The sequence below is a fragment of the Streptomyces genisteinicus genome (assembly GCF_014489615.1).
Classification (GTDB): Bacteria; Actinomycetota; Actinomycetes; order Streptomycetales; family Streptomycetaceae; genus Streptomyces; species Streptomyces genisteinicus.
Genome location: NZ_CP060825.1, coordinates 4,699,263 through 4,712,175 on the forward strand (window position 1 = coordinate 4,699,263; position 12,913 = coordinate 4,712,175).

The window sequence follows — 12,913 nt, forward strand, 5'->3', positions numbered from 1 at the left end:
GCCTCGCGCCACGCCGTGGGACGTCCGGCCCCGGTCAGGGCTCACCCGCCCCGGCCCGGACGAAGGACCCTAGTCGTCGACGCGCACCGCGAACTCGCCCTGTGCGACCCGTGCCCGCAGCGCGTCCCCCGCGGCCACCTCCTCGGGCGAGCGCACCACCCCGCCGTCCGCGCGCTGGAGGACGGCGTACCCGCGCTCCATCGTGGCGGCGGGAGAGAGCGAGACCACCCGCGCCCGCGTGTGCGACAGCTCCGAGTCCGCGCGGTCCAGCAGATGCCCGAGGACCCGGCGGCTGCGCGCCAGCAGCGCGTCCACCTCGTCCTCGCGCTGCTCCACCATCCGCTGCGGGTGCTCCATGGAGGGCCTGGCCAGCGCATGGGCGAGCCCGCGCTCCTCGCGCTCCAGCAGCCCCTCCACCGTCCGCAGCGCCCGCCGCCGCAACTGGGCCACGCGCTCCAGCTCCTCGCCCACGTCCGGCACGACCTTCTTCGCCGCGTCGGTGGGGGTGGACGCCCGCAGGTCCGCCACCAGGTCCAGCAGCGGCGCGTCCGGCTCGTGGCCGATGGCCGACACCACCGGCGTCGTGCAGCCGGCCACCGCGCGCACCAGCTGCTCGTCGGAGAACGGCAGCAGATCCTCCACGCTGCCGCCGCCCCGGGCCACGATGATCACGTCCACCTCGGGGTGCTCGTCCAGCTCCTTGACCGCCTGCACGACCTGGGTGACCGCGTGCACGCCCTGCACGGCGACGTTGCGCACCTCGAAGCGGACGTGCGGCCAGCGCCGCCGCGCGTTCTCCAGCACGTCCCGCTCGGCGGCGGACGCCCGGCCGCACACCAGGCCGACCCGGTGCGGCAGGAACGGCAGCGCCCGCTTGCGGTCCGCCGCGAACAGGCCCTCGGCCCCGAGCGACCGCTTCAACTGCTCCAGACGCGCCAGCAGTTCACCGATGCCGACCGGCTTGATCTCCGCCGCCCGCAGCGACAGCTGCCCCCGGGGCGCGTACCACTCCGGCTTGGCGAGCACCACGACCCGCGCGCCCTCCGAGACCACGTCCGCCACCGCGTCGAACACCTGGCGGTAGCACGTCACGCCGACCGAGATGTCGTACGACGGGTCGCGCAGCGTCAGGAAGACGACCCCCGCCCCCGGACGGCGCGACAACTGGGTGATCTGCCCCTCGACCCAGACCGCCCCGAGGCGGTCGATCCACCCCCCGATGAGCCGCGAGACCTCGCCGACGGGCAGGGGCGCTTCCGCGGACGTGTTGAGAGCCATACGGGCGAGGGTAACGGCCGGCTGCGACATCGCCGCCGACCCGGACCGCCCCGGCAGGCCACGGAGCGGACGCGCCCCGGGCCCCCGGCCGGACCCGGGGCCGCCGCCGGCCCGGACCGGCCCTCCCCGGCCCCGGGGGTCCCGGCCGCTCAGCCCTTCCCGGCCCCGCCGCCCGGCCCGTCCTCCCGGGTGCGGCCCCACTGCACCGCCAGCACCACCAGCCCCACCCCGAACCAGATCACGCCCACCACCTGCGCCGACCGGGCCGCCTCCGCGATCACCGCGACCAGCACCGCCGTGCCGAGGACCGGCACCACCACATGCCGCAGCCAGTCCGGCTCCCCGTCCATCCGGCGCACCACGAACCAGCCGACCACGCTCGCGTGCAGCAGCACGAACGCCGTCAGAGCGCCGATGTCCACCACCGACACCAGATGGTCGAGGCCGTCGTCCCGCTGCGCCGCCCACACCGCGGCCACCATCGTGACCGTCGCCGCCAGCAGCAGCGCCAGCCGCGGCACCCCGGAGTCGGTGCGCGCCAGCAGCCGCGGCAGCCGCCGGTCCCGCGCCATCGCGAACAGCAGCCGGCCGGCCGCCGCCTGCCCGGCCAGCGCGGCGAACGCGGCCCCGATCGCCTTGCTGACCGCCACCAGATCGTGCAGCCAGGTCCCCACCGAGGCGTCCACCGCGTCGTAGAACGCCGACCCCTGCGCCGCCGGGTCGGCGGCCAGCTCCGCCGACGAAACCGGCGTCAGCAGCGCCACCAGATACGTCTGCGCCACGAACAGCGTCCCGGCGAGCGCCAGGCAGAACAGCACCGCCCGCGCCACCTTCCGGGACCCGCCCGTCACCTCCTCGGCGAACGACGCGATCGCGTCGAACCCGAGGTACGAGAGCACCGCGATCGACACCGCGCTGAAGACCGCCGCCAGCGAGAAGCCGGCGTCGCCGGTCAGCGGCGACAGCCACCCCCGCTCCGCCCCGTCCCGGACCAGCACCACCACCGCCGACACCACGAACACCAGCAGCACCGCGATCTCCATCGCCAGCACCGCGAAGCCGACCCGGGCCGCCGCCCGCACGCCCCACAGGTTGAGCAGCGTCGTCACCACCACGGCGATCGCCGTCCACACCCACCGGTCCACCTCCGGGACCAGCGCCTCCATCGCGATCCCGGAGAACAGGTACGCCACCGCGGGGATCAGCAGGTAGTCCAGCATCGCCATCCACCCGGCGACGAACCCCGGCGCCTCGCCGAGCCCCTTGCGCGCGTAGGTGAAGACCGACCCGGCCTGCGGCGCCACCCGCACCATCTGCGCGTAGCTCGAAGCGGTGAACGCCATGGCGACCGTCGCCACCACGTACACCAGCGCGACCGCCCCGTCCGACTTCGCGTCGAGCGCGCCGTACACGCCGACGGGCGCCATGGGGGCGATGAACAGCAGCCCGTAGACGACCAGGTCCCGGAAGCCGAGCGTGCGCCGCAGCCCGTCGTGGCCGGCGGCGGCGTCCCGCCGGCCGTCCCGTTCCGCCCCTCGCCTCATGCGTCCTCCCTGGTCGCCGTCCCGCCCAGTGTGCTGTCCACAGGCGATCACCTGCCTGTTCTGGGCGGCCTTACGATGGGACGCATGACTTCTGCGCAGCCTGTCCGACGCGTCCTGCTCGCCGCTCCCCGTGGTTACTGCGCGGGCGTGGACCGCGCCGTGATCGCCGTGGAGAAGGCCCTGGAGCAGTACGGGTCGCCCATCTACGTCCGACACGAGATCGTCCACAACAAGTACGTCGTGCAGACCCTGGAGAAGAAGGGCGCGATCTTCGTCGAGGAGACGGCGGAGGTCCCCGAGGGCTCGATCGTCATGTTCTCCGCCCACGGCGTCGCCCCGACCGTCCACGCGGAGGCCGCCGAGCGCAAGCTCGCGACCATCGACGCGACCTGCCCGCTGGTGACCAAGGTCCACAAGGAGGCCGTGCGCTTCGCACAGGAGGACTACGACATCCTCCTCATCGGCCACGAGGGCCACGAGGAGGTCATCGGCACCTCCGGCGAGGCCCCGGACCACATCACCCTCGTCGACGGCCCCGACGACGTCGCCAACGTCGAGGTCCGCAACCCCGACAAGGTCGTCTGGCTCTCCCAGACCACCCTCTCCGTCGACGAGACCATGGAGACGGTCGACGCGCTGAAGACCAAGTTCCCCGGGCTCGTCTCGCCGCCGAGCGACGACATCTGCTACGCCACCCAGAACCGCCAGACCGCCGTCAAGCAGATGGGCGCCGAGGCCGACCTCGTCATCGTCGTCGGCTCGAAGAACTCCTCGAACTCGGTCCGCCTGGTCGAGGTCGCCCTGGGCGCCGGCGCCCGCGACGCCCACCTGGTCGACTTCGCCGAGGAGATCGACGAGGCGTGGCTGGAGGGCGTCTCCACCGTCGGCGTCACCTCCGGCGCCTCCGTGCCCGAGGTGCTGGTCGAGGGCGTCCTGGAGTGGCTGACCCAGCGCGGCTTCGAGGACGTCGAGATCGTCAAGGCCGCCGAGGAGTCCATCGTCTTCTCGCTCCCCAAGGAGCTCCGGCGGGACCTGCGCGCCGAGGCGGACGGCCTCGCCGGCAGGTGACCGCCACCCCCTGACCGCCTGTCAGCCCCCGGGACCCCGGGGGCTGTTCATGCGGGGCACGGCCCGCCCGAGGGCCTAACGTGGTCCCCATGAACGTCTTCGGAGTGGACATCGGCGGATCCGGGATCAAGGGCGCTCCCGTGGATCTGGAACGGGGCGACCTGGCCGAGGAGCGCCACAAGGTCCTCACCCCCCATCCGGCGACGCCGGACGCCGTCGCCGACGGTGTGGCCGAGGTGGTCGGCCACTTCGGCTGGACCGGCCCGGTGGGCATCACCTTCCCCGGCGTCGTCACCGGCGGCATCACCCGGACCGCCGCCAACGTCGACAAGGGCTGGATCGACAAGGACGCGGCCCGGCTGCTCGGCGACCGGATCGGCGGCGCACCCGTGACCCTGCTGAACGACGCCGACGCCGCGGGCGTCGCCGAGATGACCTTCGGCGCCGGCCGCGGCCGCAAGGGCACCGTGATCCTGCTGACGTTCGGCACGGGCATCGGCAGCGCGCTCTTCACCGACGGCCGCCTGGTGCCCAACACCGAGCTCGGCCACCTCGAACTCCACGGCCACGACGCCGAGAAGCGGGCCTCCACCAAGGCCAAGGAGGACGCCGACCTGAGCTGGTCGCACTGGGCCCGCCGGGTCCAGAAGTACCTCGCGCACGTCGAGATGCTCTTCTCGCCCGAGCTGTTCGTGATCGGCGGCGGCGTCAGCCGCAAGGCCGAGAAGTTCCTGCCCCTCATCGAGGACATCCGGGCCGAGATCGTCCCCGCCGAGCTCCAGAACAACGCGGGCATCGTCGGCGCCGCGATGGCGGCCGCCGGACGCTGAGTCCCGTACGGGCCGGGGCACGCGCCCCGGCCCTGCGGCGGCCGGCCGGTCCATCGCCCCGGGCGGGCCGGTCAGCGGCGGACCGCGCCTTCCTTCGCACCGGCGGGCCGCCGGCGGCGGCGGCCCATCGCCCGCACCTTGCGCACACAGGTGATCACGCCCGCGACCAGCGTCCCGCCGTAGAGCCAGATCGCGTGCACCGCCAGCGCCGTGACCACGGCCATCGTCTGGCCGCCCAGCCCGCCGTCGCCGCCGGAGATCGGCACGATCCCCACCGCGAACGCGATCGGCACGATGATCGGCGCCATCACCACGTCCGCCTCCCGCACCCACAGCGCGGTCACCGCGCTGACCAGCAGGAAGAGCACCCCGTAGACGGCCGCCGAACCGTCCAGCAGCAGCCAGTCCAGGAACCCGAGCGCGAACATCAGCGAGGCGGCGAACACCCCCGCGCCCAGCCCGGTCAGCCGCGGGTTCGGCAGTCTGCGCAACGCCAGCACGACCGGCGGCACCGGTCTCCGGGGCCGGGGACGCACCGGGTAGACGGTGGTGCCGTCGGCGACGGTGCCCCGCGCGGGAAGCGAGCCCTGCGGGCGCTGCCGGGGCTCGGGGCTACGGGTCCTGTGCTGCTCCACTCCCACAAAGTAGGTCTCCCGAGGGGGGCGGGGAGGCACCAGACACGCCCTTTGAGCCACCTTGGCCGTGCGTTCGACTGACGGTGGCCGTCGATGCCTGCCGCGGCCCGCCCGTAAACTGGGGGATCGGCCCGCCCACTGCGGACCGCACGGACCGCAGCCCCGCCCACCACCCACTCAGGAAGTCGCCAACGTGTCGCTCACGATCGGAATCGTCGGCCTGCCGAATGTCGGCAAGTCGACCCTGTTCAACGCCCTGACCAAGAACGACGTACTGGCGGCCAACTACCCGTTCGCCACCATCGAGCCCAATGTGGGCGTCGTCGGCGTCCCCGACACCCGGCTCACCAAGCTGGCCGAGATCTTCTCCTCCCAGCGCGTCCTCCCGGCGACCGTCGACTTCGTCGACATCGCCGGCATCGTGCGCGGCGCGAGCGAGGGCGAGGGCCTGGGCAACAAGTTCCTGGCGAACATCCGCGAGTCCGACGCGATCTGCCAGGTCATCCGCGCCTTCAAGGACGAGAACGTCGTCCACGTCGACGGCAAGGTCTCGCCCAAGGACGACATCGAGACGATCAACACCGAACTGATCCTCGCGGACCTCCAGACCATCGAGAAGGTCCTCCCGCGCCTGTCCAAGGAAGCCCGCATCAAGAAGGACGTGGCTCCCAAGGTCGCGGCCGTCGAGGCGGCGAAGGAGATCCTGGAGCGGGGCGACACCCTCTTCTCCCAGGGCATCCTCCAGGGCTCCGAGAAGGCCGAGCTCCTGCACGACCTCCACCTGCTCACCACCAAGCCGTTCCTCTACGTCTTCAACGTCGACGAGGACGAGCTGACGGACGACTCCTTCAAGGACGAGCAGCGCGCCCTGGTCGCCCCGGCCGAGGCGATCTTCCTCAACGCCAAGCTGGAGGCCGACCTCGCCGAGCTCGACGAGGAGGACGCCGTCGAGCTCCTCCAGTCCGTCGGCGCCGAGGAGCCCGGCCTCGCCACCCTCGCCCGCGTCGGCTTCGACACCCTCGGCCTCCAGACCTACCTCACGGCAGGTCCCAAGGAGTCCCGCGCCTGGACGATCAAGAAGGGCGCCACGGCCCCCGAGGCGGCCGGTGTGATCCACACCGACTTCCAGAAGGGCTTCATCAAGGCCGAGGTCATCTCCTTCGCCGACCTCGTCGACACGGGCTCCGTCGCCGAGGCCCGCGCCAAGGGCAAGGCGCGCATGGAGGGCAAGGAGTACGTCATGCAGGACGGGGACGTGGTGGAGTTCCGCTTCAACGTCTGACGGGCAGTCAAGAGATGCGCCCGGCCCGCTTGTTGGTGGGCCGGGCGCAGGTGTACGTCCGCGTGGAGTCCTTGTGCCGCGAAGCGCTGAGGTGTTGGTGGCGGGTCTGGTTGGCGCGACTGCGGTCGGCGTTCAGACTTTGACGACCTCTACGGCGGGGCCGCACAGGAGCGTCAGGTCCTCGGGATCGGAGGTCACGGCGGTGGCCGGCTGGGGTGCGGTGCGGGCGATGACGGCGAAGGCGGCGTCGATGGCGTACTTGTGGCCGTGGAGGCGGTGGCTGCGCAGGAGGGCTGCGGCGTGATCGGTGATCTCCTTGGTGACGTCGTGAACGTCGACGCGAGAGAGGACCCACTTGATCCGGGCGGGGTGAATGCGCTCGTAGTCGGCCTCGAGGGTGGTCATGGCGCTTGTGGCCACGCGGATGCCTTCCTCCGATGCCGCTTGGATCAGGGCCATGACGGTGCGGTCCTTGCGGTAGAGCTTGGAGAGGCCTTCGCTGTCGAGCAGCAGGGTGCCGGGCATCAGGCTGCGGCCCCGCCGACCTGCCGGTGGTCATGGCGCAGCAGTGCGCGGGCGGCTTCGACCTCCTCACGGGTGAGCTCGTCATTGTCGGTCGCGAAGTCGGCGACGATCTCCCGGAGCTTGTCCATGGCGACCCTTTGTTCGAGGGCTTCGGCGACGTAGGAGGAGAAACCGCCGGGCCCGACGTGGGCGCGTACGGCTTCGGCGAGGTCCTCGGGCAGGCTGATCGAGTACTTCTTGCTACTGCTCATGGTGCCCATGCTACCGGTGGTCGTAAGTCTCTGAATGTAAATGGTCGCGGCCGCGCGGACTGTGCGGACGGGTATCCGTCCGGTCCGCAGGGAGTCCCGAGGACACCCGTAAGCCCCCGTCGCAGGCCAACGCGAGCCAACGGGGAAATTGCTGGTCAGGCCCTGGATCGGGCTCCTTCACAGGTCAGGAGGCGATCCGGGCGCGGGTGGGTGAGCGGGAGTTCTCCGCGTTCATCGCCGAGGCGGTCGAGCGTGAGCTGCGCGGCCAGGTCCTGGACGAGTACCTGGCGGACTACGAGAGCCGCAAGGGGCCGGTCTCCGAGCCGGCTCGTCAGCGGGCGCGGCAGGTCTTCGACGAGGTGTTCGCCGAGGAGGCCGAGTGGCCCGCCGCAGGCTGAGTCACGAGGGGACGCCGGTCCTCGACAGCGAGGGACTCTCGAAGCTGCTCGCTGACGAAGAGCAGGTGGTGGCCCTGATCGCCGCGGCGCGCTCGCGCGGCATGGAGGTCGTGATCAGTGCGCTCACCATCATCGAGGCGGTCCACGCCCGTACGAACACGTCACGCCTGAACTGGGTCCTTTCCGGGCTGCGGGTCGTCCCGGTCGGTGACGAGGAGGCGAGGGCTGCCTCGACGTTGCTGATGAATGCCGGGTTGCACGGACACACGTACGCGATCGATGCGGCCGTTGCCGAGGCCGCGCTGCGGCAGCACCGCCCCGTGGTCATGCTGACTTCCGATAGGGACGACATGGCCAAGCTGTGCGGCGAGCGGGTCCGGCTCGTGGCGGTGTGATCTCCCTCGGTCCGGCTCAGTAGGAGCAGGGTCCGTAGGGGCTTCAGTGACCGAGGAAGGGCTTGAGGTCGTCGCCGCTGGGTTTCGGCGGCGTGGGCAGTTTCGGCGCTGAGGCCGATTCGGTGAGGTTTTGGAGGTGCGCGTCCGCGAACGCGAGCCACGCCTCGACCTCGGCCCGCTCCTGCCCGGGCGGAAGAAGACCCGTTGGCCGGTGCGACCTGCCGCTCGTATCCGCGTTTGCGGGTGGGCAGGTACTTGACCACGCTCGATGCTCCCGTGTTGGAGACGAACAGATTGCGGGCTGACCTGTGAGTTTGCGCGACGGTGAGGGTGGAGGTGCGGGCGCGGGGGTGTCGGTGGGAGCGTCTGCCACTCGCAGGTAGGGGTGCGTTCAAGGGGAAGCGGATTCGGCCAGGCTCCGGGACGCTGCACGTGGTGAGCGGGCCCGGGCGGCTACGCAGCCTCGTCGCGCATGGCGGACTGGGCCGACTCGCTTTCGACGCCGATGACTTCGACGGTCACGCCGCGAGCGGCGAGGGCCTTCGCGGTCTGGGCCAGGGTGATGGCGGAGAACGGGAAGAGGGAGTCCGGCGTGAGCTTGGCTCCGTCCTTCAGAAGGATCGCGAAGACGACGCGGCGCGGGGTGAAGTCCTCGGGGATGCTGCGGGCCGGATCGCTGTTGACGTGTACGGACCGGGCGAACTCCGCGCGTACGGCCGCGTTCTCGAAGAGGAGCTCAACGGAGACGCGCGCCTGGCTGAACAGGTGACTCAGCGGGCTTGAGGAGTGCGCGGGCTTCACGAGGACAAGAGTGTCGTCCTCGGTGAACAGGTCGCAGATCTCGACGGAGTTGCTTGCCCGAAAGGGGTTGTGGACGTTCTTCTTGTCCAGGCAGACCCAGCCGCGACGGGCCTGGGCGGCCAGCTTGTTGTAGTCGCCTTCGTCTACGGGACGCATCACGCGCATACCCTTCCTGTTGAGCTTCTCGACGAGCGGCCAGCGGGGGAGATCGACTGAGGGCGCGTCGGGGAACAAGGGAGCCACGGTCTCGTTGACGTTGCGCAGGTAGCCCGCCCCGAGCTCGTACCACTCACCGTCGAGCAGACAGAACGTGCGGGAGCCGAGGGAGGAAGTGGCCTCGATCCACTTCATGGCGGTTTCCTTGGACAGGGCTTCCAGGGAGGCGGTGCGCGGGGCGAGCGCGGTCCGTGCGGAGAGCGTGTCACGAAACAGTTCGACGGTGCCCTGCCGGAGCGCCGTGACGCGGGCGCCTGCCTTGATCACACGGGCCCGCTCCAGGACGTAGTCGAGACTGAACTCGTCCCGGAGGTGGGGCGGGCAGGACCCGATCTTGATGGTGCAGGCGGTGGACCGGGGCAGATCGGTGCTCTGGGAGAAGGGGACGGCGGTCATGATCCGGCCGTCTGCCGGACGGCCGAGCGTGGCGTCCAGTTCCGCGTCGAGCGCGTCGATGAGGGAAGGGTCCTTGACCGCGGTGATGTGCTCGACAAAGGCCAGGTCGGGGTGGGGAACGACGTGCTCGCAGATCGCGGCGATGGCGCGGATGTCCTTGATCAGTGTGGCGGGGGTGGTGCCGAGTTTGATACGGAGACCGATGCCGCCCTCCGCGGTCATGGCCCCGTTCCTGGCACCGCTCCCTGCGGTGAGGTCGACTTCGTCGAGGTAGCCGCCGAGGTGGCGGATGATCCGCCCGTGGTCCCGGAGTCCGAGTGCCGGTACGGAGGCGCCGGCAGGGATCAGGGAACTGTCGATGCGCGCCTGGCCGAGGACGCTGGCAGTGAAGTCCCGCACCTGACGCGGGTTGATGGCGCGGATACCGAAGGACAGACCGAAGTGCGCGTCCTTGAGCTGGGCGGGGAGAAGCCGGTAGCCCTGGTCGAAGCCGATCGCGTACACCACGTTGTCGGCGGCGAGCACGAGCAGTGCGCCGGTGCGCTGCTCGCTCTGCAGCAGGTCCGACTCGTCGGTGAGCCGGAGGATGTCCTTGCCCCAGGCGGCTTCCTCCTTCGCTACGGCGAAGGACACCGCGAGGGCGGGAACTCCCATGTGATCGCTGACGTCGCGCACGACCGCGTCCAGGGTGTCAAGGGCGTCGACGTCGAGGGCTTCGAGCATCGACTCAGGGGTCGCCTTGACGTGGGTCAGGCGGTACAGGGTGCGCTTCGACGCGGTGCTGGACACAGAGGTCTCCTGGGGCGAGGTTGCGGTGCGGTTCGGTAACACGAGCGGCCTTACGGGACGGGTGCTGTCGAGGCGGACAGGGGTGAGTGCCCGGCAAGGGAGCAGAGGTGCGGCGATGAGGACGCCGGTGGGGTCGGACTTGTATGGGGCTGGCGTCCCGGCGGGTGGTGCCGGGGTGATGGTGACGAAGGTGCCAGAAGATCAGAGGTGAAGTTGTTAGAGAACCTGATAACCCCGGTTATCAATCACTGGCAAGGCTGAGAGCTCGGGCGGCTGTAGCGTGTGAGGTGCACTGGGAGAAACGTTCTCGACCGAGAGCACGAGGCAGTCGTCACGAAGGGGAGCGGAATCGCATGGCCGGCGCACGTGAAGCAACTGCTCCCATCCTGCCCGAGGAGATCTCCTGGCGGATCAGTTACGCCGAAATCGGGGCCTTGACCCAGGTCCAACGTCCCGTCGTCACCACCTGGGCCCGCCGACACGCGGATTTCCCTGAGCCCGTCGCGTACGAGGGGGCCAGTCCGCTTTTCGATGGCGGGGAAGTCGCCGAATGGCTTCTGTCCACCGGCCGCGGCAATGCCGACGCCGACCAGATCCGGGCGGAGCTTGTGCTGCACACCCTGTCTGCCTGGCGGCGCGTGATCCCCGCTCGCACGCTGGTCGACACGGTGACCGCGCTGCTCTGCCTGCGTCAGCTCCTCGATGAACCGCTCTCCGACCTGCCCTGGCAGGAGATCCTGGAGCGTGCCGCCGAGATCGACTTCGACGACACCTTCCTCCGAAGAGAGCTGCGCGAACTGCCGGACGCCGAACGGCAGGGCCCTCTGCTCGCCGTGCTCGCCGACCAGCTCACCGAGGCCGCCTACACCCCGGCCGAAGCGCTTGAACGGGTCATGGACGCACGCCGCCGCCTGGGCTGCGACGACCTCGCCGCTGATGAACCGATTCCGCTGGTGAGCCGGACGATGGCCCGCCTGACCGGCCTCGCGCGACTGAACGAGCGTGAGGAAGGGGCGACGGCCGCCGTCCTGCATCCCCGGAGCGGGGATCTGCTTGTCGCCCTGCGCGAATCCGTGTCCGACGCCGAGAACTCACCCTTCTTCCTCTCCGCGGACCCGATGCCGGACCTGGCCCGGCTCGCCCGCCGCCGCCTCATGGCACAGGGCGTCCAGGAATTCGAGATGGACCTTGCCGACGGCGAGGAACTGGCCACGGAAGACTGGGGAAACCCGCACGTCATCGTCTGCTACCTCCCCTACGAGGCGGCCGAGACCCGAAGCCCGCTCGCCGTCCTGCAGAGCCTGCAGGACGTCACCGACCTCCTCGCCGAGGACCGCACGGCCGTCGTCCTGGGACCCGCCGACGCGCTCGTCCGGCCCCTGCCCGTACGCGGGGAAGCGGACCGTCTGCGCCGGGACTTCCTGGAACAGCACCTCCTCAAGGCCGCGATCAGCCTCCCCGAAGGCGTACTCCCCTTCCGCCCGGCCCACCGCACCGCGATCTGGATCCTGCACCGCACCCCCGAAGGCAAGCGCACCGGCCAAGTCCTCCTCGCCGACCTCTCCTCACGCAACCTCACCCCGCAGACCCTGGACGCGCTGGCCGAGGACATCGACATCTTCCGCGACGCCGGCTGGCGGGCGGACAGCCGCCACGAACCGCGCAACGCCGCCGTCGTCCGGGCCACCGCGCTGACCAGCGCACCCGGTGCCGCGTTCACCCCGCAGCACCGCCCGCCCGCCGACCGCTACACCCGCACCGTCGTCGAACGCCCGGCCCGCATCTCCGAGACCGAACTCCGGCTCCAGCAGCTGATCGACGCCACCCGTAGCGCACTCGACCACGCGCCCACGATCCGCGCCAACGCCGTCCTGCGCCCCGACGACCAGCCGGCCCGCCGCACCACCGTGACCCGCCTGCTCAAGGACCGCCGCCTGCGCCGACTGCCCGGCCACCGCATCGCCGCCGAGCATCTCCTCACCGGCGGCGCGGGCCACTACACGGTCCTTACCCCGGCCGAGATCACCGGCAGTGCGCCGGTCGACAGTCACCGCATCGACCGCGCCATACTCCTCAACACCTACGAGCACGCCTACTTCACCGAACCCGGCGACATCGTCGTCACCGCCACCCCGAGCTTCGGCGCGTACGTCGACGACGAGGGCCTGTCGGTGGTGGCCTTCCCCGCCCGCCTCCTGCGCGCACGGTCCGACGCCGAGCATCCCGTACGGCCTCGCGTCCTGGCGGCGCTCCTGCGCTCGGCGGCCACCGAACACCGGCGGGTGAGCGGCGCGGTCCGCTCCGCCCGCCGTATTGAAGACCTCCTCATCCCAGACCTCCCCGACGACGAGGCCGAGCGTTATGACGCCCTCCTGTCCGACATCGCCCGCCGCACGGCCCTGCTGCGACAGCACGCGGCGGCCCTCGACGAACTGACCTCCCTGACCGCCGCCGGCCTCGTCGACGGCACCCTGACCCTCACCGAACCCCCTCTCGTCTGATCTC

Annotated in this window: 11 protein-coding genes and 1 pseudogene; 6 read left to right on the forward strand and 6 right to left on the reverse strand. The window is 70.9% G+C overall.

What is annotated here, in order from left to right; all coding sequences use genetic code 11:
- Nucleotides 1-69: 69 nt before the first annotated feature.
- Together xseA and IAG43_RS20610 are read right to left on the reverse strand one after the other, a co-directional pair.
- Nucleotides 70-1,278, reverse strand: a complete 1,209-nt coding sequence (gene xseA / locus IAG43_RS20605; protein WP_187742178.1) for an exodeoxyribonuclease VII large subunit — start codon at nucleotides 1,276-1,278, stop codon at nucleotides 70-72.
- Nucleotides 1,279-1,427: 149 nt separating this feature from the next.
- Nucleotides 1,428-2,822, reverse strand: coding sequence for an APC family permease (locus tag IAG43_RS20610; RefSeq protein ID WP_187742179.1), 1,395 nt, complete (start codon nucleotides 2,820-2,822; stop codon nucleotides 1,428-1,430).
- Nucleotides 2,823-2,906: 84 nt separating this feature from the next.
- Between IAG43_RS20610 and IAG43_RS20615 the strand changes: the two genes are divergently transcribed.
- Both IAG43_RS20615 and ppgK read left to right on the forward strand, forming a co-directional pair.
- The gene (locus IAG43_RS20615; protein WP_425508613.1) at nucleotides 2,907-3,890 is read left to right on the forward strand and encodes a 4-hydroxy-3-methylbut-2-enyl diphosphate reductase; all 984 of its coding nucleotides are present in this window, start codon (nucleotides 2,907-2,909) and stop codon (nucleotides 3,888-3,890) included.
- A gap of 89 nt (nucleotides 3,891-3,979) precedes the next feature.
- The gene (gene ppgK, locus IAG43_RS20620; RefSeq protein WP_187742181.1) at nucleotides 3,980-4,720 is read left to right on the forward strand and encodes a polyphosphate--glucose phosphotransferase; all 741 of its coding nucleotides are present in this window, start codon (nucleotides 3,980-3,982) and stop codon (nucleotides 4,718-4,720) included.
- Between the two features lie 71 nt (nucleotides 4,721-4,791).
- Here the strand turns inward: ppgK and IAG43_RS20625 are convergent, their stop codons facing one another.
- Entirely contained in the window at nucleotides 4,792-5,355 is a 564-nt protein-coding gene (locus tag IAG43_RS20625; RefSeq protein WP_187742182.1) for a DUF6542 domain-containing protein, read from the reverse strand.
- A 193-nt stretch (nucleotides 5,356-5,548) separates the two neighbouring features.
- Here IAG43_RS20625 and ychF point away from each other — a divergent pair, with 193 nt between their 5' ends.
- Nucleotides 5,549-6,637, forward strand: coding sequence for a redox-regulated ATPase YchF (gene ychF, locus IAG43_RS20630; protein ID WP_187742183.1), 1,089 nt, complete (start codon nucleotides 5,549-5,551; stop codon nucleotides 6,635-6,637).
- 132 nt (nucleotides 6,638-6,769) lie between these two features.
- On the opposite strand, the gene IAG43_RS20635 is transcribed toward ychF, so the two are convergent.
- Together IAG43_RS20635 and IAG43_RS20640 are read right to left on the reverse strand one after the other, a co-directional pair.
- Complete coding sequence (locus IAG43_RS20635) at nucleotides 6,770-7,162, reverse strand: DNA-binding protein (protein ID WP_187742184.1); 393 nt, start codon at nucleotides 7,160-7,162, stop codon at nucleotides 6,770-6,772.
- Nucleotides 7,162-7,413: a hypothetical protein gene (locus IAG43_RS20640; RefSeq protein WP_187742185.1), complete on the reverse strand. Its 252-nt coding sequence runs from the start codon at nucleotides 7,411-7,413 to the stop codon at nucleotides 7,162-7,164. The genes IAG43_RS20635 and IAG43_RS20640 overlap by 1 nt, the downstream gene beginning before the upstream one ends.
- A gap of 188 nt (nucleotides 7,414-7,601) precedes the next feature.
- On the opposite strand from IAG43_RS20640, the pseudogene IAG43_RS20645 reads away from it, so the two are divergent.
- Nucleotides 7,602-7,811: pseudogene (locus IAG43_RS20645) on the forward strand (hypothetical protein); the annotation flags it as partial.
- Nucleotides 7,793-8,206, forward strand: coding sequence for a DNA-binding protein (locus IAG43_RS20650; RefSeq protein ID WP_187742187.1), 414 nt, complete (start codon nucleotides 7,793-7,795; stop codon nucleotides 8,204-8,206). The pseudogene IAG43_RS20645 and the gene IAG43_RS20650, both read left to right, overlap by 19 nt.
- A 453-nt stretch (nucleotides 8,207-8,659) precedes the next feature.
- On the opposite strand, the gene IAG43_RS20655 is transcribed toward IAG43_RS20650, so the two are convergent.
- Nucleotides 8,660-10,408 (reverse strand): DUF6119 family protein, encoded by a 1,749-nt coding sequence (locus tag IAG43_RS20655; protein ID WP_187742188.1) that lies wholly within the window; start codon nucleotides 10,406-10,408, stop codon nucleotides 8,660-8,662.
- A 638-nt stretch (nucleotides 10,409-11,046) separates the two neighbouring features.
- Between IAG43_RS20655 and IAG43_RS20660 the strand changes: the two genes are divergently transcribed.
- A complete protein-coding gene (locus tag IAG43_RS20660) occupies nucleotides 11,047-12,909 on the forward strand; it encodes a DNA methyltransferase family protein (RefSeq protein ID WP_246574462.1) in 1,863 nt (620 codons plus the stop codon).
- Nucleotides 12,910-12,913 lie beyond the last annotated feature (4 nt).

Excerpts from the sequence above, each read along its gene's own strand:
- IAG43_RS20640 (WP_187742185.1), bottom strand. The coding sequence starts at position 7,413 with ATGAGCAGTAGCAAGAAGTACTCGATCAGCCTGCCCGAGGACCTCGCC.
- ppgK (WP_187742181.1), top strand. The coding sequence starts at position 3,980 with ATGAACGTCTTCGGAGTGGACATCGGCGGATCCGGGATCAAGGGCGCT.
- IAG43_RS20610 (WP_187742179.1), bottom strand. The coding sequence starts at position 2,822 with ATGAGGCGAGGGGCGGAACGGGACGGCCGGCGGGACGCCGCCGCCGGC.
- IAG43_RS20615 (WP_425508613.1), top strand. The coding sequence starts at position 2,907 with ATGACTTCTGCGCAGCCTGTCCGACGCGTCCTGCTCGCCGCTCCCCGT.
- xseA (WP_187742178.1), bottom strand. The coding sequence starts at position 1,278 with ATGGCTCTCAACACGTCCGCGGAAGCGCCCCTGCCCGTCGGCGAGGTC.
- IAG43_RS20635 (WP_187742184.1), bottom strand. The coding sequence starts at position 7,162 with ATGCCCGGCACCCTGCTGCTCGACAGCGAAGGCCTCTCCAAGCTCTAC.